The sequence below is a fragment of the Nocardioides szechwanensis genome (genome assembly GCF_900103935.1).
Taxonomy (GTDB): Bacteria; Actinomycetota; Actinomycetes; order Propionibacteriales; family Nocardioidaceae; genus Nocardioides; species Nocardioides szechwanensis.
Genome location: NZ_FNIC01000002.1, coordinates 617,027 through 638,047, shown reverse-complemented (window position 1 = coordinate 638,047; position 21,021 = coordinate 617,027). Strand labels below are relative to the sequence as shown.

The 21,021-nt window shown below is 71.0% G+C and carries 16 protein-coding genes and 1 pseudogene; 5 read left to right on the top strand and 12 right to left on the bottom strand.

Features of this window, described 5'->3' with window-relative positions; translation table 11 throughout:
* The first annotated feature begins 1 nt into the window (after nucleotide 1).
* Nucleotides 2–1,294 (top strand): FHA domain-containing protein, encoded by a 1,293-nt coding sequence (locus BLR90_RS08275; protein WP_091024355.1) that lies wholly within the window; start codon nucleotides 2–4, stop codon nucleotides 1,292–1,294.
* A gap of 133 nt (nucleotides 1,295–1,427) precedes the next feature.
* Here the strand turns inward: BLR90_RS08275 and BLR90_RS08270 are convergent, their stop codons facing one another.
* From BLR90_RS08270 to BLR90_RS08250, 6 genes and pseudogenes are all read right to left on the bottom strand, one after another.
* Nucleotides 1,428–3,413: a cation:proton antiporter gene (locus BLR90_RS08270; protein WP_091024353.1), complete on the bottom strand. Its 1,986-nt coding sequence runs from the start codon at nucleotides 3,411–3,413 to the stop codon at nucleotides 1,428–1,430.
* A 68-nt stretch (nucleotides 3,414–3,481) separates the two neighbouring features.
* Nucleotides 3,482–3,958 carry an ATP-binding cassette domain-containing protein gene (locus BLR90_RS21250; protein WP_218029420.1) on the bottom strand — a complete coding sequence of 159 codons (477 nt, stop codon included), beginning with the start codon at nucleotides 3,956–3,958 and terminating at the stop codon, nucleotides 3,482–3,484.
* Nucleotides 3,932–4,146, bottom strand: a pseudogene (locus BLR90_RS21245) (ATP-binding cassette domain-containing protein); the annotation flags it as partial. The pseudogene BLR90_RS21245 and the gene BLR90_RS21250, both read right to left, overlap by 27 nt.
* Nucleotides 4,147–4,230: 84 nt before the next feature.
* Nucleotides 4,231–5,622, bottom strand: coding sequence for an amidase (locus tag BLR90_RS08260; protein WP_091024352.1), 1,392 nt, complete (start codon nucleotides 5,620–5,622; stop codon nucleotides 4,231–4,233).
* 22 nt (nucleotides 5,623–5,644) lie between these two features.
* Nucleotides 5,645–7,474: an ABC transporter ATP-binding protein gene (locus BLR90_RS08255; RefSeq protein WP_091024350.1), complete on the bottom strand. Its 1,830-nt coding sequence runs from the start codon at nucleotides 7,472–7,474 to the stop codon at nucleotides 5,645–5,647.
* Nucleotides 7,471–9,264, bottom strand: coding sequence for an ABC transporter ATP-binding protein (locus tag BLR90_RS08250; RefSeq protein WP_091024348.1), 1,794 nt, complete (start codon nucleotides 9,262–9,264; stop codon nucleotides 7,471–7,473). The genes BLR90_RS08255 and BLR90_RS08250 overlap by 4 nt, the downstream gene beginning before the upstream one ends.
* Nucleotides 9,265–9,489: 225 nt before the next feature.
* Between BLR90_RS08250 and BLR90_RS08245 the strand changes: the two genes are divergently transcribed.
* The gene (locus tag BLR90_RS08245) at nucleotides 9,490–10,020 is read left to right on the top strand and encodes a hypothetical protein (protein ID WP_091024346.1); all 531 of its coding nucleotides are present in this window, start codon (nucleotides 9,490–9,492) and stop codon (nucleotides 10,018–10,020) included.
* Between the two features lie 110 nt (nucleotides 10,021–10,130).
* Here the strand turns inward: BLR90_RS08245 and BLR90_RS08240 are convergent, their stop codons facing one another.
* Nucleotides 10,131–15,014: an NAD-glutamate dehydrogenase gene (locus tag BLR90_RS08240; RefSeq protein ID WP_174812375.1), complete on the bottom strand. Its 4,884-nt coding sequence runs from the start codon at nucleotides 15,012–15,014 to the stop codon at nucleotides 10,131–10,133.
* Nucleotides 15,015–15,056: 42 nt separating this feature from the next.
* Nucleotides 15,057–15,866, bottom strand: a complete 810-nt coding sequence (locus BLR90_RS08235) for a tryptophan 2,3-dioxygenase (protein ID WP_091024342.1) — start codon at nucleotides 15,864–15,866, stop codon at nucleotides 15,057–15,059.
* Between the two features lie 53 nt (nucleotides 15,867–15,919).
* On the opposite strand from BLR90_RS08235, the gene BLR90_RS08230 reads away from it, so the two are divergent.
* A complete protein-coding gene (locus BLR90_RS08230) occupies nucleotides 15,920–16,399 on the top strand; it encodes a DUF2505 domain-containing protein (protein WP_170254335.1) in 480 nt (159 codons plus the stop codon).
* Nucleotides 16,396–16,878 (top strand): DUF2505 domain-containing protein, encoded by a 483-nt coding sequence (locus BLR90_RS08225; protein WP_091024339.1) that lies wholly within the window; start codon nucleotides 16,396–16,398, stop codon nucleotides 16,876–16,878. Before BLR90_RS08230 ends, BLR90_RS08225 begins: the two co-directional genes overlap by 4 nt.
* On the opposite strand, the gene BLR90_RS08220 is transcribed toward BLR90_RS08225, so the two are convergent.
* The 4 genes from BLR90_RS08220 to BLR90_RS08205 are packed head-to-tail and all read right to left on the bottom strand — an operon-like array spanning nucleotide 16,863 to nucleotide 20,495.
* On the bottom strand, nucleotides 16,863–17,048 hold the full coding sequence (locus BLR90_RS08220; RefSeq protein WP_091024338.1) for a hypothetical protein: 186 nt from the start codon (nucleotides 17,046–17,048) through the stop codon (nucleotides 16,863–16,865). The two genes, BLR90_RS08225 and BLR90_RS08220, sit on opposite strands and share 16 nt — an antisense overlap.
* Nucleotides 17,048–18,676 carry an L-glutamate gamma-semialdehyde dehydrogenase gene (gene pruA / locus BLR90_RS08215; RefSeq protein WP_091024337.1) on the bottom strand — a complete coding sequence of 543 codons (1,629 nt, stop codon included), beginning with the start codon at nucleotides 18,674–18,676 and terminating at the stop codon, nucleotides 17,048–17,050. The genes BLR90_RS08220 and pruA overlap by 1 nt, the downstream gene beginning before the upstream one ends.
* Nucleotides 18,677–18,729: 53 nt before the next feature.
* Nucleotides 18,730–19,053 (bottom strand): DUF6912 family protein, encoded by a 324-nt coding sequence (locus BLR90_RS08210; protein ID WP_245715211.1) that lies wholly within the window; start codon nucleotides 19,051–19,053, stop codon nucleotides 18,730–18,732.
* A gap of 2 nt (nucleotides 19,054–19,055) precedes the next feature.
* Nucleotides 19,056–20,495, bottom strand: coding sequence for a WS/DGAT/MGAT family O-acyltransferase (locus BLR90_RS08205; RefSeq protein ID WP_091024336.1), 1,440 nt, complete (start codon nucleotides 20,493–20,495; stop codon nucleotides 19,056–19,058).
* Between the two features lie 159 nt (nucleotides 20,496–20,654).
* Between BLR90_RS08205 and BLR90_RS08200 the strand changes: the two genes are divergently transcribed.
* Nucleotides 20,655–21,017, top strand: a complete 363-nt coding sequence (locus BLR90_RS08200) for a hypothetical protein (protein ID WP_091024334.1) — start codon at nucleotides 20,655–20,657, stop codon at nucleotides 21,015–21,017.
* Nucleotides 21,018–21,021: the final 4 nt, after the last annotated feature.

The window sequence follows — 21,021 nt, the reverse complement described above, 5'->3', positions numbered from 1 at the left end:
CGTGACCGACACGACCTCGCTCGACTCGGCTGCGGCCTGGACGTCGGTGGCATTCGCACCGCACGCCGGGTCCGGCACCCTGGCCCGCCTCAGCGGTGTGGTGCTGCTCGTCGGCTCGACCGACCCCGCAGCGGTCGCCCCGCTGCTCGACCAGGCACAGATGGTGTCGGCCAACGGTGGCGACGGGCGCCAGCTGGTGCGCGGCTTCGCGCTACAGCTCTCCGCCGGCGCGGGCGACGAGCCGGCGTTCGCGGCCCTGGCCCCGCACGGCAACGGGCTCGCCATAATCGTGTCGGGTGACGCCACCGTCACGGTCGGCAGCGAGACCATCACCGGCGTGGGCTCCCTGTCGTGGGTCGAGCGCCTGGTGCCGTGGCCGGTCGACCAGGTCGTGGCCACGGTCGACCCGGACGGCACGCCCATGAGCGGCCTGTTCGACCTGCGAGCCGGCGTGATCCCCGCCGGCGGGTTCTCCGTGAGCGTCGAGGCCACCCCGGCCATGGCGATGAGCGAGATCGTCGCCGAGCCCACCCCCGAGCCCGTCCCGGCACCCGAGCCCGTCCCGGCACCCGAGGCCGCCCCGGTGCCTCCCGCCCCCGAGCCCCCGGCGCCGCCCGCGCCGCCCGCGCCGATGGAGACGCCCGCCCCGGTGGACCCGTCGCCCACGGGCGACCGTCCGCTGCCGCAGGTCGAGCCCGATGTCGTGGCCCACTTCGACTCGGTCAAGCTGAGCGACCTCGACGACGACGACGTACCGGCCCCGCTGCCTCTGGTCGTCGACCAGCGCGACGTCCCGTCCTCGGGCGCGGTCTCCGAGGTGCGTGGCGTCTTCTGCAAGAACCGCCACTTCAACGACCCCCGCGTGCTCTTCTGCGCGGTCTGCGGCATCAACATGGTGCACCAGACGCCGGTGCTGGTGAAGGGCGAGCGGCCACCCATCGGCGTGATCGTGCTCGACGACGGCGCGGTCTTCCAGCTCGACACCGACTACCTGCTCGGCCGCGACCCCGACGCCGACGACCGGGTCCGTCAGGGCGAGTGCCGCGGCATCCCGATCATCGACGCGTCCAACATGGTGTCGCGCGTGCACGCCCGCCTCGAGCTGCGCGGGTGGGACGTCACCCTGATCGACAACAACTCGACCAACGGCACCTTCGTCAACAGCCCCAAGAGCGTCGAGTGGCGCCGGATGGCTGCAGGCGGCGAGGAGGTCCTGACCCCCGGCACCCGGGTCCGGATCGGCCACCGCACGCTGGCCTTCAACACCCACGGCGGGTCTGCGCAGGACATCTGATCCGGAGCGAGGGTGCGCAAGCTGGGGTGCGGTCTGTTCCGCGGCTCGGCTCGTGGATCGACGCGGTTGATCTGACACACCAGGCGTGTCAGATCCACCGCACTGTTGGCCGACGGCCCGCAGGCGAGGGCCGCTAAGGCTGTGGGTCCAGCACCCCGAGGTCGACCGACGACCAGTCGGTCGGCTCGGCGTCGACCTCGGCGCGCACGCGGATCGCCTCGGCCCGACCGAGAGAGCCGACGGAGAGCGGGTCACCGATCTCGGAGCCGTCGGCCAGCGGGAGGCCGCGCTGGCCGAGCTGCTCGAGCATCGTGGTGTAGCGCCGGGTCTCGCGCTCGGTCTCGATGCCGACGCGGGCCCCGAAGCAGGCGGCCAGCCGGCACGCCAGCACCACGGCGGCGTCGCCGTCGGTGTCGGGGGTCCAGGTCACGCGGAGCCAGGTGCGGTCGGCCGGGCTCGAGGTGCCGGGCACGACCGCCACCATCAGGCAGTCGGTCACCCCGGCCAGCCCGGTCGCGGAGGAGTCGCCCTCGCTGACGACGAGGAACTGCGGGCGCAGGGCAGCGGCGAGCTCGACGACGTCGGCGGTGATGTCGGCGCTGGGGTGGTTGATGATCCGGACGGGTACGCCGTACTCCTGGCCGCGGCGTACGAGCACCTCCAGCCGCTCCATCGACGCCGTCATCTTGGCCAGCTCGTCGGTCAGGCCGCTGCCCATCTCGAGCTTGCCGACCAGCTGCGGCTCGAGGGCGGCGACGACGACCTCGGGGTTGAGCTCGAGGCGCACCAGGCCGATCGCGACGTCGAGCGCCGCGGTGTCGTCCTGGTCGGGGGTGGCGACGAGCAGGACCCGAGTGGACGCCTGGTCGCCCAGCGCGATGCGTTCGGCCTCGGCGATGTCACGGGCCACCCGGCGGGCGGGATAGGCGAAGTGCAGGAGCGGTCCGGTCATGATCGTGGTCACGACCGCCATCACCACGAGCATCGTGAACAACGTGTCGCCGAGCAGGCCGAGCTCGCGGCCGACGTTGAGGATGACCAGCTCGGTGAGCCCGCGGGTGTTCATCAGGATGCCGAGCGAGTTGGCCTGCCAGTGCGGCACCCCGCTGAGCCTGGCGCCGGCGTAGGCGCCGATGTACTTGCCGCCGATGGCGACCCCGAGGATGGCGGCGAGCTGGACCAGGTTGTCGCCGCTGAGGCCGCGCAGGTTGACGTTGAGGCCGGACACCAGGAAGAAGACGGGGAGCAGGAGCAGCACCGAGAGCTGCTCGAGGCGGACCAGGATCTCGTGCCGCATAGCGGCGGCGCCCTCGTGCGGCATGATCGCGCCGAGCAGGAACGCGCCGAAGATGAAGTGGACGCCGAGGTACTCCGTCGTGGCCGCGAACAGCAGCAGGCCCACGAGCACGACCGACAGGATCCCGGGCGTCAGCCGGCCGGCCCGGTGGTAGGCGGCGGTGAGGCGGTTGAGCTGCGGGCGGATCACCAGCAAGGCGAACAGTGCGAACGGGATCGCCAGCGCCACGACCCACTGCGCGTGGTCGCCGCCACCGCCGGCGATGCCGATGACGACGGCGAGCAGGGTCCAGGCGAGTACGTCGTCGGTGGCGGCGCAGGCGAGGGCCAGGCCGCCCGTCTCGGTGCGGTGCATATTGCGGTCGGTCAGGATGCGCGCGAGCACGGGGAACGCGGTGACGGACATGGCCGCGCCGACGAACAGCGCGAACGGCCAGAAGTCGCCGAGGATGTTCTGGTCCTCGAGGAAGCTCGCCAGGACGAGGCCCGAGCTGAACGGCAGCAGGATCGAGGCGAGCGAGACCGACACCGCGACCTTGCCGCGGCCCTTGATCAGGGACACGTCGAGCTCGAGCCCCACCACGAACATGAAGAGGATCAGCCCGATCTGGGCGAGCAGGGTGAGGAACGGGCGGGTGTCGGTGGGGAACAGCTGCTGGCTGAACTCCATGCCGAGGAGGCTCGGGCCGAGCATGATCCCGGCGCAGATCTCGCCGACGACCGCGGGCAGCCCGATCTTGACGAAGACCCAGCCCGCAGCCCTGGCGAGGACGATGATCAGGGCGAGCTCGAGGAGGATCGTGGTGATGTCGGCTGCGTGCATCCGGGCTCCTCAGGCAGTCGGGCTGAGCACACCCTAGAGCGTCCGCCAACGCAACGACAGAGGTTCGGCTAGGTGGTCTCCCACCGGAACAGCCGGGCCGCGACAAGAGTCACGACCAGCGCGAACCCGGCCAGGATGAGGATCGGGAGCAGCGCCGCCGACGGTGGCTCGCCGCGCACCATGACATCGAGCATCTCGTCGACGTCGTCGATCGCGCGGGCCTCGTCGAGGGGGACCGCGCCGGGCGCGACCGTGATCCGGGCCGGGGCGTCGAGCCCGCGGACCAGCGCCGCGGGCGAGTCGACCTTGAGGATCCGGCCGGTGTCCATGATCGCCACCCGGTCACAGAGGACCTCGGCCTCGTCCATGTAGTGGGTGGTCAGCACCACCGTGCATCCGGAGTCGTTGAGCCCCGACAGCAGGTCCCACAGGTTGCGGCGCGCCTGGGGGTCGAGGGCGGCGGTCGGCTCGTCGAGGAAGACCACCTCCGGGTCGTGCACTAGCGCGCAGGCGATCGAGAGCCGCTGCGCCTGTCCCCCGGACATGTCCTCGACCCGGGTGTCCGCCTTGTCGACCAGCCCGACACGCTCGAGCCACTCAGCGGCCAGGCCGAGAGCCCGAGGACGCTCGCGGTGCCGGTGTCGGGGCGCCGCAGCCCCTCGACGATCTCGAGCAACGTCGTCTTGCCGGCGCCGTTGGGACCGAGGATCCCGAAGAACTCGCCCTCGGCCACCTCCAGGCTGACCCGGTCGACCGCCGCCAGGTCACCGTACTTCTTGGTGACGTCGACGACGTCGATGGCGGGCACGAGCCCACACTAGCGAGGCTCGTGCGCCACGACCGGCCAGGGCCGAGCCTGCTCGAGCTGGGCGGAGAGGCTCAACAAGGTGGCCTCGTCGTCGGTCCGGCCGACCAACTGGACACCGACGGGGAGTCCGTCGGCCGCGAGGCCGCAGGGCACGGAGGCCGCGGGGTTGCCGGCGACGTTCCAGAGCGCCACGTAGGCGATCGCCGGCATGGCCGCCAGCGACGACGCGACCGTGCCGCGGCCGTCGAGGACGCCGACCCGGGGCGGCCGGTGCGCCATCGTGGGGGTGAGCAGCACGTCGATGTCCTGGAACACGCGGTTGGCCTTGGCCCCGACCCTCTCGCTGGCCCGGACCGCCCACTCGGTCACCCGCGGCGTCACCCAGGAGCCGAGCCGGTAGGTCTCGCGGGTCCGTCGCTCGAGGCGGTCGTAGTGCTCGACCGCGTCGGCCTCGGTGCGGATCCCGGCGAAGAACTGGGGCACGAAGGCCGCCGTCGGGTCGGGGTAGTGCGGCTCGATCTCGCGTACGTCGTGGCCGAGGTCGGTCAGCAGCCGCGCGGTGTCCTCGACGGCGCGCACGTGGACCGGGTCGGGCTTGATGCCGAGGGTCACCGGCTTGACCGACCAGCCGACCCGCAGCCGGCCCGGTGCGCGCTGCGCCGCCTCCACGAACGAGCCGGACCCGCCCGCGGAGAAGCGGTCGGTGGGCCGGCTGCCCCGGATGACGTCGTAGACGAGCGCGCTGTCGAGCACGGTGCGGCTGAGCGGACCGACCGTGCCGAGCGCCCACCACAGGTGGGGATGGGGTGCGGTCGTGACCCGGCCACGCTGCGGCTTGAGGCCGAAGAGACCGCAGCACGCCGAAGGGATCCGGATCGAGCCGCCGCCGTCACCGCCGATCCCGACGGGGACCATGCCGCTCGCCACCGCTGCCGCCGTACCGCCACTGGAGCCGCCGGGCGTGCGGGTACGGTCCCACGGGTTGCGGGTGATCCCGCGCGAGACCGACTCGGTGTAGGGCCAGGCGCCGAACTCCGGCATCGTGGTCTTGCCGACGATCACCGCCCCCGCCGCCCGCAGCAGGCGGACGACCTCGCCGTCCTCGGCGGCCGGGGTCGAGTTAGCCTCGCCGCCGAACGTGGTCACGGTGCCGGCGACATCGAGCTCCTCCTTGATGGCTATCGGTACGCCGTGGAGCGGGCCTCGTGCCTCGCGCTGCTGGTCACGGGACGAGGCCTCATCGCGCGCGGCGTCGGCGAGCACGACCGAGAAGGCGTTGAGCCCCGGATCGGTCGCCGCGATCCGGTCGAGGGTCTCGTCGAGGACGATCCGGGCGGTCAGGTCGCCCTCGGCGACGAGTCGGGCGGTCTCGGCAACGCTGGCGCGGCTCAGGTCGGTCACGACGTGAGGCTAGCGCTCGTGCTCAGGCCAGGGAGTCGAGCCAGGCCTCGTGGAGGTCGGAGAAGCGGCCCTCGCCACCGGCGACCAGGTCGGCGGGGGCTCCGTCCTCGATGATCCGGCCGTGCTCCATCACGATCACCCGGTCGGCGATCTCGACCGTGGACAGCCGGTGGGCGATGATCAGCGCCGTGCGGCCGGCGAGGACCGTGCGGAGCGCCTGCTGGACCAGCCGCTCGGAGGGGATGTCGAGCGACGACGTCGCCTCGTCGAGGATCAGCACCGCCGGGTCGGCCAGGAACGCGCGGGCGAAGGCCACGAGCTGGCGCTGGCCGGCGCTCAGCCGGCCGCCCCGGTTGGCGACGTGGGTGTCGTAGCCCTCGGGCAGCGCCATGATGAAGTCGTGGGCGCCGAGCGCTCGCGTGGCGCGCTCGACGTCCTCCTGGCTCGCGTCGGGGCGACCGAAGCGGATGTTGTCGGAGATGGTCCCGGAGAAGAGGTAGTTCTCCTGGGTCACCATCACCACGGCCTCGCGCAGGTTGTCGGAGGTGAGGTCGCGCAGGTCGAGCCCGTCGAGCAGGATGCGCCCGCCGTCGGGGTCGTAGAAGCGGGTGGCCAGCTTGGCCAGCGTGGTCTTTCCGGCGCCGGTGGTGCCGACCAGGGCCAGCGTCTGGCCGGCGGGCACGGTCAGGTCGAGGCCGGGCAGGACCGGGCGGCCGTCGACGTAGGAGAACCGGACCCCGTCGAAGCGCAGCTCACCGCGGGCGTGGTCGAGGTGGGTGGGCTGCTCGGGCTCGGGCACGCTGGGCTCCTCGCGCAGCACCCCGGCCAGCTTGTCCAGCGCCGCCGAGGCGGACTGGAAGGTGTTGTAGAACTGCGAGATCTCCATCATCGGCTCGAAGAACTGGCGCAGGTAGAGCAGGAACGCCGCGAGGACGCCGACCGTGACCTCACCGTGGTAGGCGCGGTAGCCGCCGTAGAGCAGTACGACGGCGATGGTGACGTTGCCGATCAGCCGGATGCCGGGCATGAACCAGGCGACCAGGCGGAACGCGACCAGGTTGGCCGCGCGGTACTGCTCGTTGACGTCGTCGAGGATCTCCTGGTTGCGGGGCTCGCGGCGGAACGCCTGCACCGCGCGGATGCCGCCCATGGACTCGACGAAGTGCACGATCACGAGCGCGACCTTCTCGCGGGTGACGCGGTAGCTCTTGCCGGACTCCTTGCGGAACCAGTTGGTGATCCAGAACAGGAACGGCCCGCAGAGGAGCGCGACCAGGCCGAGCTTGACGTCGAGGAACAGCAGCAGCCCGGCCGTGCCGACCAGGGTCAGTGCCGCGGTCACCAGGCCGTCGAAGCCGGTCTCGAGCATCTCGTAGATGGCGTCGACGTCGGAGGTCTGCCGCGAGATCACGCGCCCCGAGGTGTAGCTGTCGTGGAAGGCGGGGCTGAGCACCTGGAAGTGGCGGAACACCCGGCGGCGTACCTCGAAGAGCATGTCCTGGCCGATGTGGCCCGAGCGCACCAGGAAGAGCTGGCGGGCGAGGGCCTGGGTGAGGGTCGCGACCAGCACGATCCCGACGATGACGAACAGCGGCCGGAGGTTGTCGTCGGCGATGATCGGCGGGATGCCGGTGTCGATGCCCTCCTTGACGAGGTAGGGGATCGACAGCCGCGCGATGTTCTCCACCAGGACGATCAGCACCAACAGCTTGAGCGCGCGTTTGTAGGGCCTCAGGAGCTCGCGCAGGAGCTGGCCCGAGCCGCCGGTGAACCTGATCGCGGCGGCGGCGTCGCGCTCGGCGGCCTCGATCGCGTCGACCTCGGCGACTCCGCGCCAGCCGGTGTCGGTCATGACCGCGCCCCCTCGTGGGCGGCCTCGTGGTCGGCCTCGGCGGCGAGCAGCTCGCGGTAGGCGGGCACGGTGGCGAGGAGCTCGCTGTGACCCCCGACGTGGGTGATCGTGCCGCCCTCGATCAGGGCCACCTTGTCGGCGAGCAGCACCGTGGAGGCGCGGTGGGCGACCACCAGACCGGTGGTCGAGCCGAGCACGCGGCGCAGCGCCTCCTCGACCAGCTTCTCGGTGTGGACGTCGAGCGCGGAGAGCGTGTCGTCGAGCACGAGCACCGTCGGCTGGGCGAGCACCGCCCGGGCGAGGGCCAGCCGTTGGCGCTGGCCTCCGGACAGGGCCATGCCCTGCTCGCCGATGCGGGTCTCGAGCCCCCAGGGCAGGTCGCGCGCGAAGCCGGCCTGGGCGATGTCGAGAGCCTCGTCGATGTCGGCGTCGCTGGCGTCGGCGCGTCCGAGGGTGAGGTTCTCGCGGGCGCTCATCGAGAACAGGGTCGGCTCCTCGAACGCGGTGGCGACCAGGGTGCGGAGGTGCCCGAGCTCGAGGTCGCGCACGTCGACGCCGTCGATGGTGATCCGGCCGCCGGTGACGTCGTAGAGGCGTGGGACCAGCGCGGTGAGGATCGTCTTGCCGGACCCGGTCGCGCCGACGAGAGCCACGGTCTCGCCCGGCTGGAGGTCGAGGTTGACGTCGCGGAGGACCGGCTCGTCGGGGGCGTCGGGGAACGCGAAGTCGACGTGCTCGAAGCGCAGGTGGCCGCGGGGGCGCTCGATGACCTGGGCGCCGGAGACGATGTCGGGCTCGGTGTCGAAGATCTCGAGGATCCGCGCCGCGGCGGTCATCGCCTCCTGGGCCATCGCGAGGATGAAGCCGAGCGAGGCCACCGGCCAGACCAGCGAGAGCATCAGCGTGATGAACGCGACCAGCTCACCCGGGGTCAGCCGACCGGTGCCGACACCGATCGCGCCGAGCAGCAGCACGACCACCACGGCGAGGTTGGGGATCACCTCGAGGAAGGTCCAGAACTTCGCCGAGAGCCGGACCTTGTCCATGGAGGTCTCGTGGAGCTGCTGGGCGGCCCGTTCGTACTGGCGGGACACGTGCTCGCTGCGGCCGAAGGACTTGATCACCCGGATGCCGACCGCACCCTCCTCGGCCAGGGTGGCCAGGTCGCCCTGCTCGTCCTGGACGCGGCGCGAGACCACGACGTAGGCCTTCTCGAAGCGCGTCGAGAGCCACACGATGGGTGCCGCGGCGGCCGCGACGACGAGCCCGAGGGGCCAGTACATGTGGAGCAGGACCCCGGTCACCAGGGTGACCTGGAGGATGTTGATGACCAGGAACAGCAGCCCGAAGCCGGCGAAGCGCCGGATCGCCGACAGGTCGGTCGTGGCGCGCGAGAGCAGCTGGCCGGACTGCCACTGGCTGTGGAAGCCCATCGGGAGCACTTGGAGGTGGGCGTAGAGGTCGCGCCGCATCTCGGTCTCCATCGCGAGCACCGCGCTGGACTGCACCCAGCGGCGCCAGAAGACCAGCACGGCCTCGAGCACGCCGAGCGCCAGCGCGATCAGGCCGAGCGGCAGGACCGGGCCCAGGTCGCGCTCGGTGATCGGGCCGTCGATGAGCGCCTTGGTCACGAGCGGGATCGCGATCGCGACACCGACCCCGGCGAGCGCGGTGCCCAGCATGACCGCCAGGGCGCCCCGGTGGGGACGGAGGTAGTGGCGCAGCCGCCACAGGGAGTGCACCCCTGCGGGAGGCCCCTCGAGAGCGTCGGAGTCAGGAGTCGCAGTCATCTGACGAGCAGCGTATGTCGCGCCACCGACACCGCGCGAATCGGTTTAGGACGCCCTCTTCCCCGCCCCGCAGCCCCTCCCCCCGGGGGCACCCCCAGAACCCCCAGGTGGGGGGTGCCAGGGGAGTTGAGGGTCGATCCCTCATGCCCGGGGGGTGCCGTCCCGGACAGAGTCCTCCTCAGACAGGCCGCGACGGAGCGGCCACCCGAAACCGAAGGAACGACCATGAACCGCTCCAGCCGCAAGTCCGTGATCCCCGCCCTGCTGATCGCCACCGTCCTGCTCATGGTCGGCCTCGCCGGAACCGCCACGGCGGCCAAGCTGATCACCGGCAAGAACATCAAGAACAACACCGTGACCACCCAGGACATCAAGAACAACAACCTGTCGAGCGCCGACGTCAAGGACGGGTCGCTCTCCTCGAAGGACTTCAACGGCGCCGTGAAGAACAAGCTCAACAAGCCCAACGTCGTGGGCTACGAGGTCATCACCGACACCGTCACGGTCACCACCGCCGGCCAGAGCACCATCTTCCTCGCCTGCACCCCCGGCAAGTACGCCGTCGGTGGCGGCGGCGACTGGGCCAACACCGAGAACTCGCAGGTCATCGTCGAGTCCGCCCCGCAGAAGCAGATCGGTGAGTTCTTCGCCGCCCCCGACGGCGACCCGGCCACCGCCTGGAAGCTGACCGGCGAGCACAACGCGCTCGGCGACGTCGACCTCAACGCCTACGTCATCTGCGTCAACCCGAACTGATCACCGGGCTCGCCGCTGGTCACCGGCCCGTCACTGGGCTCTCCCCCGGATACCGACACCCCGCCGCACTCGCGGCGGGGTGTTGGTGTGTCCGGGTGTGGGTGCTGACGTCAGCCCGACGAGAGCAGGCCACGCACGACGCGCAGCCCGACCGACATCCGGGCGAGGTCGGCCTGGTCGTCGACGCAGATCTCCTGCAGCGTGGTGGCGGCCCGGGCGACGACGGCCGCGTCGGCCGCCTCCCACGCCGAGATGCGCACCGGAGCCGGGTCGTCGGCCGAGGTGGCCGCCAGGACCTGGGTGGTGAGCTGCCCGTGCACCGCGTGCAGGTCGTCGCGGAGCGCGGCCCGGGCCATGGTCTGCCAGCGGTCGTCGCGCGGCAGCCCCAGGATCCGCTGGACAAGCGAGGGCAGCCCGAGGCGCTCGCCGAGCGCGAAGTGCACCCGGGCCACGTCGGCCGGGTCGAGCGACTCGCGCGAGGCGATCTCGATGACGTTGAGCAGCATGTAGGCCGGCGGCAGCCCCGCCACCTTCGAGGCGAGCGCCTCGGGGACGTGCCGGGAGACCAGCGCTTCGCGCCGCTCCTCGTACGACGCCAGCTCGCGGCCCGTCATCAGGTCGGGCAGCTGCGCCATGGTCGCCTGTACCGGGCCGGCGAAGAAGTCCACCGTCGCCTGACTGTCGAGCGGCGGGCGCCGGTTGCTGACCAGCCAGCGCGACGCGCGCTCGACGAGTGTGCGCATCTCCACCCGCATCCGGGTCTGCACCGAGGCCTCGAGCACGTTGTCGAACTTGCGCAGCTCGTCGCGCAGGGGAAGCGACGCGAAGATCTCGCGGGCCACGAAGTTGGCCCGCACCAGGTCGGCCGCGTCGGCACCGGTCTCGCCGCCGAGCCGCGGCCAGAACGTCATCCCCGCGCCGTTGACCAGGTCGTTGACGACCTGGGTGACGATGATCTGGCGGCGCAGCGGGTGGTCGCTGACCTGCCCCTCGAAGCCCTCGCGGACCTGCTTCGGGAAGTAGGCGCGCAGGTCCAGGTCGAGGTAGGGGTCGTCGGGCAGGTCGGAGGCGATCAGCTCGTCGGCGAGCACGATCTTCGTCCAGGCGAGGAGCACCGAGAGCTCGGGCAGGGTGAGCCCCTCGTGCCGGTCGAGGCGACGGCGTACGGCGCGGCTCGAGGGCAGCCCCTCGATCTCCCGGTTGAGCACCCCGTCGCTCTCGAGCTTCTTCATCCAGAACTCGTGGACGTGGAGCAGCGGCGCCGCGTAGGCGGCGGCGTTGGCCAGGGCGAGGTTCTGCTCGTAGTTGTCGCGCAGCACGAGCTCGGCGACCTCGTCGGTCATCTCGACCAGCAGTGCGTTGCGCTGCTTGGTGGTGAGGTCGCCGGCCGCGACGACGCGGTCGAGCAGGATCTTGATGTTGACCTCGTGGTCGGAGGTGTCGACCCCGGCGGAGTTGTCGATGAAGTCGGTGTTGATCCGGCCACCGGCCAGGGCGTACTCGATGCGGCCCCGCTGGGTGAACCCGAGGTTGCCGCCCTCACCCACAGACCGGGCGCGCAGCTCGCCGCCGTTGACGCGGATCGCGTCGTTGGCCTTGTCGCCGGCCTCCGCGTGGACCTCGTCGTCGGCCTTCACGTAGGTGCCGATGCCGCCGTTCCAGAGCAAGTCGACCGGCGCCAGCAGGATCGCGCGCATCAGCTCCGCGGGGGTCATCGTGTCGACCGAGCCGACGATGCCGAGCGCGGCCCGGATGTGGGCGTTGAGCTTGACCGCCTTGGCCGAGCGGGAGAACACACCGCCGCCCTCGGAGATCAGGCTCTTGTCGTAGTCCTGCCAGCTGGAGCGGGGCAGCTCGAAGAGCCTGCGGCGCTCGGCGTACGACGCGGCGGCGTCGGGCTCGGGGTCCAGGAAGATGTCGCGGTGGTCGAAGGCCGCGACGAGGCGGGTGTGCTCGGAGCAGAGCATCCCGTTGCCGAAGACGTCGCCGGACATGTCGCCGATGCCGACGCAGGTGTGGTCCTCGGTCTGGCAGTCGACGCCCATCTCCCGGAAGTGGCGGCGGACGGACACCCAGGCGCCGCGGGCGGTGATCCCCATGGCCTTGTGGTCGTAGCCCACCGAGCCGCCGCTCGCGAACGCGTCGCCGAGCCAGAAGCCGTAGTCCTGGGCGACACCGTTGGCGATGTCGGAGAACGTCGCGGTGCCCTTGTCGGCGGCCACCACGAGGTAGGAGTCGTCGCCGTCGTGGCGCACCACGCGTTCGGGCGGCACGGTCGCGCCCTCGACCAGGTTGTCGGTGATGTCGAGCAGCCCGGAGATGAACGTCTTGTAGCAGGCGATGCCCTCGGCCATCCAGGCCTCACGGTCGGTCGACGAGGGCAGCTGCTTGCAGAAGAAGCCGCCCTTGGCGCCGACCGGCACGATCACGGTGTTCTTGACCATCTGCGCCTTGACCAGCCCCAGCACCTCGGTGCGGAAGTCGTCGCGTCGGTCGGACCAGCGCAGGCCGCCGCGGGCGACCGCGCCGAAGCGCAGGTGCACGCCCTCGACCCGAGGCGAGTAGACGAAGATCTCGAACTTCGGCCGCGGCTCGGGCAGGTCGGGGATCGCGGAGGGCTCCAGCTTGAACGACATGTAGGGATGCGGCAGTCCCTCGGCGTCGGTCTGGAAGTAGTTGGTGCGCAGCGTGGCCTGCACGTGCGTGAGGTAGGAGCGCAGGATGCGGTCGTGGTCCAGGCTCACGACGTCGTCGAGCGCGCGGACGATCCGCTGCTGCACCTCGTCGGAGCGCGCGGTCCGGGCCTCGGCGTCGGCGGCGAGCCCGGCACTCCCGGGGTCGAACCGGGTCTCGAAGAGCTGCACGAGGAGCCGGGTGATGTCGACGTTGCTGCCCAGCGCCCCCTCGATGTAGTCGAGGGCGAAGGGCGACCCGCCCTGGCGCATGTACTTGGCGTAGGCGCGCAGCACCGTGGCCTGACGCCAGGTGAGCCCGGCGCCGAGCACCAGGGAGTTGAAGCCGTCGATCTCGTTGAAGCCGTTCCACACGGCGCGCAGCGCGTCCTGGAAGACCTCGCGCGCCCCGGCGGGGAGGGCCTTGCCGTAGCGCAGGCCGAACTCGTAGATGTACGACGTCCGGTCGAGGCCGGCCAGCTCGTAGGGGCGCTCGTCGACGACCTCGACCCCCATCGAGGACAACATCGGCAGCACCTCGGAGAGCGACAGCGGCTCACCGATGCGGAACACCTTCAGCCGGGCCTCGCCGCGGCCCGCGTCGAGCTCCTCGTAGAGCGACAGGTCGATGCCCTCGTCGCCCGTGATCGCCTCGAGGCGCCCGAGGTCGACCGCGGCGGTGCGGGCCGGGAAGTCCTCCTTGTAGGCCTCGGGGAACGAGTCGACGTAGCGCCGCCCCAGGCTCAGGCCGACCTCCTCGCCGTACTCCGCGATGACTGCCGACACGAAGTCGTCGCGCCAGGAGCGGGAGGCCTCCAAGAGCCGCCGCTCGAGGTCCAGGGCGTCGACACCCTCCGGGATCGGCTGCCCCTTGGGCATGTGGACAACGAAGTGCACGCGCGCGGTGGTGGACTCGTTGATCCGCACCGTGAACTCGACGGACTCGCCGCCGAGGCGGTCCTTGAGGAGCTGGGCGAAGCGCTCGCGGACCCCGGTGTTGTAGCGGTCGCGCGGCAGGTAGACCAGCACCGAGACGTAGCGGCCATAGGTGTCAGCGCGAAGCAGCATCCGCAGGCCGCGCCGCTCCCGCGCGACCATCGCGGCCTCGGCCATCGGGGCCAGCTCCTCGACCGGCGTGTGGAACAGCTCGTCGCGCGGGTAGTTCTCGAGGGTGTCCATCAGGGCCTTGCCGGCGTGGCTGCGCGGGTCGAAGCCGCTGTGGTGCAGCACCGCTTCGGCCTTCTCGCGGATCAGCGGGATCCGCAGCAGAGACTCGGTGTAGGCCGAGCTGGAGAAGAGCCCGAGGAACCGGCGCTCCCCCGTGACCTCGCCGTCGGGGCCGAACGTCTTGACGCCGACGTAGTCGAGGTAGGCGGGGCGGTGCACGGTGGCACGGGAGTTGGCCTTGGCCAGCACGAGCAGGGTCTTCTCCCGGGCCTTGGCCTTGACCAGCTCGGGCAGCCGACCGAACGACGCCGACATCTCCTGGTCGGCACGAAGGATCCCGAGGCCGGTGCCGGGTACGGCGCGCAGCACCTCCTCCTCCTGCCCGTGGATGGTGGTGTGCTCCAGGGAGTACTCGCGGTAGCCGAGGAATGTGAAGTGCTCGTCGGACAGCCAGGACAGCAGCGCGGACGCCTGCCGGACCTCGTCGGGCGGGAGCGGCGGCGGGTCGGACTCGAGGCCGGTGACGATGTCACGGACCTGGCCGAGCATCTTGCCCCAGTCCTCCCCCGACTCCCGGACGTCGCGCAGCACCCGCTGGATGTCGTCGACGATGGCGGTGAAGTCGTCGCCCTCGCGGATCCGGTCGATCTCGACGTGCATCCACGACTCGCGCACCTTGCCGTCGGCCGGCTGCACCGAGCCGTCGTCGACGACGCACACCTCCTGCAGAGCGCCGGTGATGTCGCGCACGACGTCGTACAGCGGGTGGATGACCAGGTGGACGCCGCGCAGCTGGCGCGAGAGCTCCATGGTCAGCGAGTCCACGAGGAACGGCATGTCGTCGACGACCACCTCCACGACGGAGTGCCCGCCGGCGGACCAGCCGTGCTCGCTCAGCGTCGGGGTGAAGACCCGGACCTTCGCTGTGCCCTGCGGCCGCTCGGCGGCCAGCTTGTAGTGCGACGCCAGGGCCCCGAACAGGTCGACGTCGGCGCGCTCGACGATGTCCTCGGGGGCGGTGTGGCGGAAGTAGGCCCGGAGGAGCGCGGCGACCCGGTCGTGCGGGGGTCCGCCGCGGCCCGACCTGTGCTTGGCCAGGTCGATGGCCTGGTCGAGGAGGTCAGCCTTGTGCACGTCCTGCGTCGTCGTTGACACCCCCTGACAGTAGGACCCCCGATGCCCCACCCACAACACGGGTCACAGCTCGCTGCGCAGGTTCCACAACAGCGGGAAGTACTGCATTGGGAGCCGGCTGCGCAGGTAGGTCGATCCGCTCGAGCCACCGGTGCCGGACTTGGCGCCGATCATCCGCTCGACCATCACCACGTGCCGGGCCCGCCAGCTCGCGGCCAGCTCGTCGTGCTGGAGCAGGGCCTCGCCCAACGCCCACACGGCGGCGTACTGCGAGCGGTCGTGGGCGACCGTGCGCATGGAGGCCGAGACCTCCTCGTCGGACCCGGCCGCGAGGCCGTGAGCGCGGAGCACGTCGAGGAACGCGTCCCACAGCGTCGGCTCGTCCAGGCGTGCCGTGAGCCGCTGCTGCTCCTCCTCGGTCAGGCCGCGGAAGCGCTTGACGTACGTCGCGTCCTTGGCGCCGGAGAGGAACTCCAGCTCGCGGAACTGCACCGACTGGAACCCGCTCGCCGGGGCCAGCCGCTGACGGAACTCCAGGAAGTCCTGCGGGGTCATCGTCTCCAGGACGTCGACCTGCTGCACCAGCACCCGCTCGATCACGTGCACCCGCTGGAGCAGGTGCTGGGCCCACCACACCTTGCCGCCGGTCATGGCGTCGCGGGCGGCGGTCACCTCGTGCAGCAGCTGCTTGAACCACAGCTCGTAGACCTGGTGGATGGTGATGAAGAGCAGCTCGTCGTGTGCCGGCGGGTCGGACTCGAGGTGCTGGGAGTCGAGCAGCTGGCCGAGCCGCAGGTAGCTGCCGTAGGTCAGCTGGGCGCCCTGCTCGCCGAAGGAGACGAACGCCTCGTCGGGGCTCTGGTCGGTAGTCACAGTCGACCACTCAACCACGTCGGTCCTGCGTCGGGGGGTGCATGATGTCCGCCATGAAGTTCCACATCGAGCTGTCGTACGACGCTCCCCCCGCCGACGTCTTCGCCATGCTGTCCGACCCGGCCTTCCGGGAGCGGGTGTGCGAGGCACAGCACACCGTCTCGCACGACGTGACCGTGGAGATGGCCGGCGCCGGGATGACCGTCACCGTCGAGACCGTCCAGAACACCGCCGGCCTGCCGTCGATCGCCAAGAAGATCGTGGGCGACACAACCCGCGCGATCCTCAGCGAGACCTGGAAGGACGGCTCCGGCGGCACCGTGTCGATCACCGCACCCGGCAAGCCCACCGGGGCCTCGGGCACGGTCCGCCTGGTCGAGGCGGGCTCGGGCACGAACGAGGTCGTCGAGCTCGACGTCAAGGTCAAGGTCCCGCTGATCGGCGGCAAGCTCGAGCAGCTGATGGCCGACACCATCAAGGAGGGCTACGACGTCGAGCTGACCGTGGGCCGCGACTGGCTGGCGGGCCGGTGAGCCGGCGCCTGCTCCACGAGCTGACCTACGACGCGCCCGCGGCCGACGTGGCGGCGATGCTCGCCGACCCGGAGTTCCGCAAGGAGGTCTGCGCCGCCCAGCGGGTGACCCGTTCGGAGGTGTCGGTCCAGCGCGACGGCGACCACCTCGAGGTCGTGGTCGACCAGTGGCAGCACACCGCCGGCGTACCGTCGTTCGCGAAGAAGTTCGTCGGCGAGGAGACCAACGTCATCCAGGCCGAGTCGTGGGCGACTCCCCTGCTCGGCGACATCGTGGTCACCCTGCCCGGCAAGCCCGGTGACATCCGGGGCACCGCGCGGATCACCGAGTCCGACGGCGTCACCACCGAGACCGTCGACCTCACCATCAAGGTCGGCATCCCGCTGATCGGCGGCAAGCTCGAGGAGCTCCTGCGCGACCTGATGACCAAGGCGCTCGAGGCCGAGAACACCGCCGGACGCGCCTACCTCTCGCGCTGAGGGTTCGACGCCCGGTCCTGCCGGGCGAGCTCCTCGTCCGCGGCGCGGTCGTGGCGACGGCGTACGGCGATCACGATCCCGAGCACCACGAAGGGCCCGAACGCCAGCACCAACGTCAGCGCCTGCTCCATCGGGTGGAGCGAGCCGAGGTGCATCGGGACGGGGGTCATCAGCCCATGTACGGGTAGCGATAGTCGGTCGGCGGCACGAACGTCTCCTTGATCGAGCGCGGTGACGTCCAGCGCAGCAGGTTGATCGCCGCGCCGGCCTTGTCGTTGGTGCCGGAGGCGCGGCCGCCGCCGAAGGGCTGCTGGCCGACGACGGCGCCGGTCGGTTTGTCGTTGATGTAGAAGTTGCCGGCCGCGAAGCGCAGCGCGTTCTGGGCCCAGGCCACGACCTGTCGGTCGCGGGCGATCACGGCGCCGGTCAGGGCGTACGGCGCGAACGACTCGAGCTGGGCGACGACCTTCTCGAAGTCGCCGTCGGCGAAGACGTGGACGGCGAGGATCGGCCCGAAGTACTCGGTGGAGAACATCTGGTCGGTCGGGTCGGTCGACTGCACGACCGTGGGCCGCACGAAGTAGCCGACCGAGTCGTCGACCTGGCCGCCGGCGAGGACGGTGAGGTTCTTCTGCCGCTTGGCGCGGGCGATCGCCGCCTTGTGCTTGGCGAACGCCCGGTCGTCGATGACGGCGCCCATGAAGTTGGAGAAGTTGGTGACGTCGCCCACCGCGATCGCCTCGACCTCCGCCAGGAACTCGTCCTTCATCCTGTCCCACACCGAGCGGGCGACGTAGGCACGGGAGGCCGCCGAGCACTTCTGGCCCTGGTACTCGAAGGCACCCCGGACCAGCGCGGTGCGTACGACGTCCGGGTCGGCCGAGGCATGCGCGACGACGAAGTCCTTGCCACCGGTCTCCCCCACGATCCGCGGGTAGGAGCGGTAGCCGGCGATGTTCTCGCCGACGGTGCGCCAGAGCGACTGGAAGGTCGGGGTCGAGCCGGTGAAGTGGATGCCGGCGAGGTCCGGGTGGGTCATGGCGACCTTGGACACCTCGAGCCCGCCACCCGGCAGCATGTTGATGACGCCCGGCGGCATCCCGGCCTCCTCGAGCAGCTCCATGGTCAGCGAGGCGGCCAGCTGCTGGGTGGGCGAGGGCTTCCAGATGACGGTGTTGCCCATCAGCGCCGGAGCGGTCGGCAGGTTGCCGGCGATGGCGGTGAAGTTGAACGGCGTGATCGCGTAGACGAAGCCCTCGAGGGGGCGGTGGTCGGTGCGGTTCCAGATGCCGGGGCTGTTGGCGATCGGCTGGTCGGCGAGGATCTGCTTGGCGTAGTGGACGTTGAAGCGCCAGAAGTCGATCAGCTCGCACGCCGCGTCGATCTCGGCCTGGAAGGCCGTCTTGGACTGGCCGAGCATGGTCGCGGCGTTGATCCGCTGGCGCCACGGCCCCGCCAGCAGGTCGGCGGCCTTGAGCAGGATCGCGCACCGGTCGTCCATGCTCATCGCGGCCCAGTCCGGAGCTGCCTTGGCGGCGGCCTTGACCGCGGCCTGGGCGTCGGCCTGGGTGGAGTTCTTCATGACGCCGAGCACGTGCTGGTGGTCGTGGGGCTGCACGACCGGGATCTCCGCGCCGCCTCCCGACCGCTTGCGGCCCCCGATGTGGGCCCGCAGGGTGACCTGCTTGCGCTCCTGGCGCTCGAGCTCGGTGACCAGGTCGGCCCGTTCGGGGCTCCCCGGCGCGTAGGTCAGGTTCGGCTCGTTGGTGGGGGCCGGCGGGTAGGAGATGGCGTCCATGCTCGGATGTTGTCACCCGGCGGTCGGGTTGTCGAAAAGGCCCCGGCCAGTCCTCAGAAGAGGTCCGGGATCTCCTGGGTGGCGAACCACGCGAGGTCGTCGTCGGGGTCGGTGAAGTCGGTGACGTCGGCATGGGCGGCCACGACCTGCCGCATCGGGATCGGACCACCCTCGGTCGCCACCTCGGCCACGACGACCACCCGGCGCCCGGCCCGGCCGATCAGCTCGGCCGACTCGTCGGCGGCCGCCATCAACGCGGAGTACTCCGACTCCTCGTCGTCGTCGTCGGCGACGATCGCGTCGGGCGGCCAGGGCACGGTCGCTGCGGCCAGCCAGTCGGCGAGCAGGTCGAGCGAGGCGGGCACGTAGACGCGCACGGTCAGGGCTTCTTCGTGACGCGCTTGCGGCCTCGCGGCGCACGCACCCGCGACCCGCTCGAGGCCTCCAGCAGCTCGTCGAGCGCCTCCTGGAGGCACACACCGAGCAGGTCGGCGTCGGGCAGCTGCACCCGGTCGGCGGTGAGGCCGTAGAACACCCGACCGTCGTACGACGTGACGCCGATGGCCAGCGGGTGGCCGGGCAGCAGCGGCGGCACGGGGTAGCTGCTGACCATCCGGGCGCCCGCGGCGTAGAGCGGGGACTGCGGGCCCGGCACGTTGGTGACGTTGAGCTGGTAGCCGCGACGCTCGGCCGCGGCGACCCGGGAGCCGATCGCGTGGAACGTGGTCGGGGCGAAGCCGGCGATGCCGGCGAGCCGGTTGGCGGCCACGCCGCGGCCGGTCGCTTGGTGCGCCTGGAAGGAGTAGGACACCTGGTGCAGCCGGACCAGCGGGCTGGGCTCGCCGACCGGGAGGTCGACGAAGTGGGCGGCGATCTGGCTGCCGAGCGAGGTCGCCTCGAGCTCGGAGTCGATCACGGAGACGGGGACGACCGCCCGGATCTGGCGGATCCCCTTGAGCGACTCGGCGCGGGTCATCAGCCAGGCGCGGAGCCCGCCGGCGACCGTGGCCAGGATGACGTCGTTGACGGTGCCGCCGTGGACGGTGCGGATCTTGCGGTAGTCGGCGAGCGGGGTGTCGATGGTGACCACCCGGCGCTGCTGCGAGAGCGCGCCGCTGATCGGGGAGTCCTTCACGGGGCTGCGCCCGCTCAGCGCGTTGACCACGCGGCGGGTGCGCTCGGCCGCGGCGCCGGCGTTGCGCAGGGCGGACCCGGTCTGGCTGCGCAGGGTGTCGACGAGCGTCTCGGGCTCGGTCAGCGAGTCCCTGACGGCTCCGGCGACCAGGCCGAGCGGCGAGGGCGCGCGCTGGGCGTGCCAGTCGTCGGACTCCATCGACTTCGGGGTGGGCGTGGCATCGAGCAGCACCTGGCCCAGGTCGACGGTGTCCACGCCGTCCACGAGCGCCTGGTGCGTCTTGGAGAGCAGCGCGACCCGGCCCTCCTCGAGCCCCTCGACGAAGTAGATCTCCCACAGCGGCCGGGACCGGTCGAGCGGGCGCGACACGATCCGCGACACCAGCTCGCGCAGCTGGTCCATCGAGCCCGGGCGCGGCAGCGCGGACCGACGTACGTGGTAGCCGAGGTCGAACTGGTCGTCGTCGACCCACACCGGGTTGGCGAGCCGGCCCGGGACCGTCTGCAGGCGCTGGCGGTAGCGCGGCACGAACGAGATCCGGTCCTGGATCAGCGAGAGCAGCTGCTCGTGGTCGAAGCCTGACTCGCCCGGCTCGAAGATCTCGATCGTGGCGTTGTGCATGGGGGACTCGGGGGTCTCCTCGGAGAGGAAGGCGAGATCCCGCGGACGGAGCCGCTCGCTCATGTGCCGTTCCTTCCGCGCTGAATCAACCACCGTGGACCCCCACAGTCCACGCTTTGCCCCGCATGGGATTCTGACAGAGTTGTGCCGAAGTCGCGGCACCGCCCGCCCACCGACACTCGACGAGTTCTCGCCGAACCCCAGAGATTGGATCCCGACACCATGCGACGACAGCTGGCGACCTTGACCGTCCTCGTCTCGACGCTCGGTCTCGTCTCCGCGTGTGGGGACGACGAACCCTCCGGCAGCGGCGACGGCAAGGACACCGAGACCATCGAGGTCACGTTCAGCGAGGGCGAAGTCACCCCCAACGGCGAGCGCGTCGAGGTCGACGTCAATCAGCCGATCGACCTGGTCGTCGAGGCCGACGAGCCGGGCGAGATCCACGTGCACTCCGAGCCAGAACAGCAGTTCGAATACGCCGTGGGCACGACCACGCTCAAGATCGTCATCGACAAGCCCGGGGTCGTCGACGTGGAGTCGCACAACCTCGAGCAGATCATCGTCCAGCTCCAAGTGAGCTGAGCAC

Bases quoted from the DNA above. Each gene is read 5' to 3' on its own strand.
- BLR90_RS08250 (WP_091024348.1), bottom strand. From the start codon at position 9,264: ATGACTGCGACTCCTGACTCCGACGCTCTCGAGGGGCCTCCCGCAGGG.
- BLR90_RS08230 (WP_170254335.1), top strand. From the start codon at position 15,920: ATGAAGTTCCACATCGAGCTGTCGTACGACGCTCCCCCCGCCGACGTC.
- BLR90_RS08270 (WP_091024353.1), bottom strand. From the start codon at position 3,413: ATGCACGCAGCCGACATCACCACGATCCTCCTCGAGCTCGCCCTGATC.
- BLR90_RS21250 (WP_218029420.1), bottom strand. From the start codon at position 3,958: ATGTCCGGGGGACAGGCGCAGCGGCTCTCGATCGCCTGCGCGCTAGTG.
- pruA (WP_091024337.1), bottom strand. From the start codon at position 18,676: ATGGACGCCATCTCCTACCCGCCGGCCCCCACCAACGAGCCGAACCTG.
- BLR90_RS08245 (WP_091024346.1), top strand. From the start codon at position 9,490: ATGAACCGCTCCAGCCGCAAGTCCGTGATCCCCGCCCTGCTGATCGCC.
- BLR90_RS08205 (WP_091024336.1), bottom strand. From the start codon at position 20,495: ATGAGCGAGCGGCTCCGTCCGCGGGATCTCGCCTTCCTCTCCGAGGAG.
- BLR90_RS08220 (WP_091024338.1), bottom strand. From the start codon at position 17,048: ATGACCCCCGTCCCGATGCACCTCGGCTCGCTCCACCCGATGGAGCAG.
- BLR90_RS08200 (WP_091024334.1), top strand. From the start codon at position 20,655: ATGCGACGACAGCTGGCGACCTTGACCGTCCTCGTCTCGACGCTCGGT.
- BLR90_RS08255 (WP_091024350.1), bottom strand. From the start codon at position 7,474: ATGACCGACACCGGCTGGCGCGGAGTCGCCGAGGTCGACGCGATCGAG.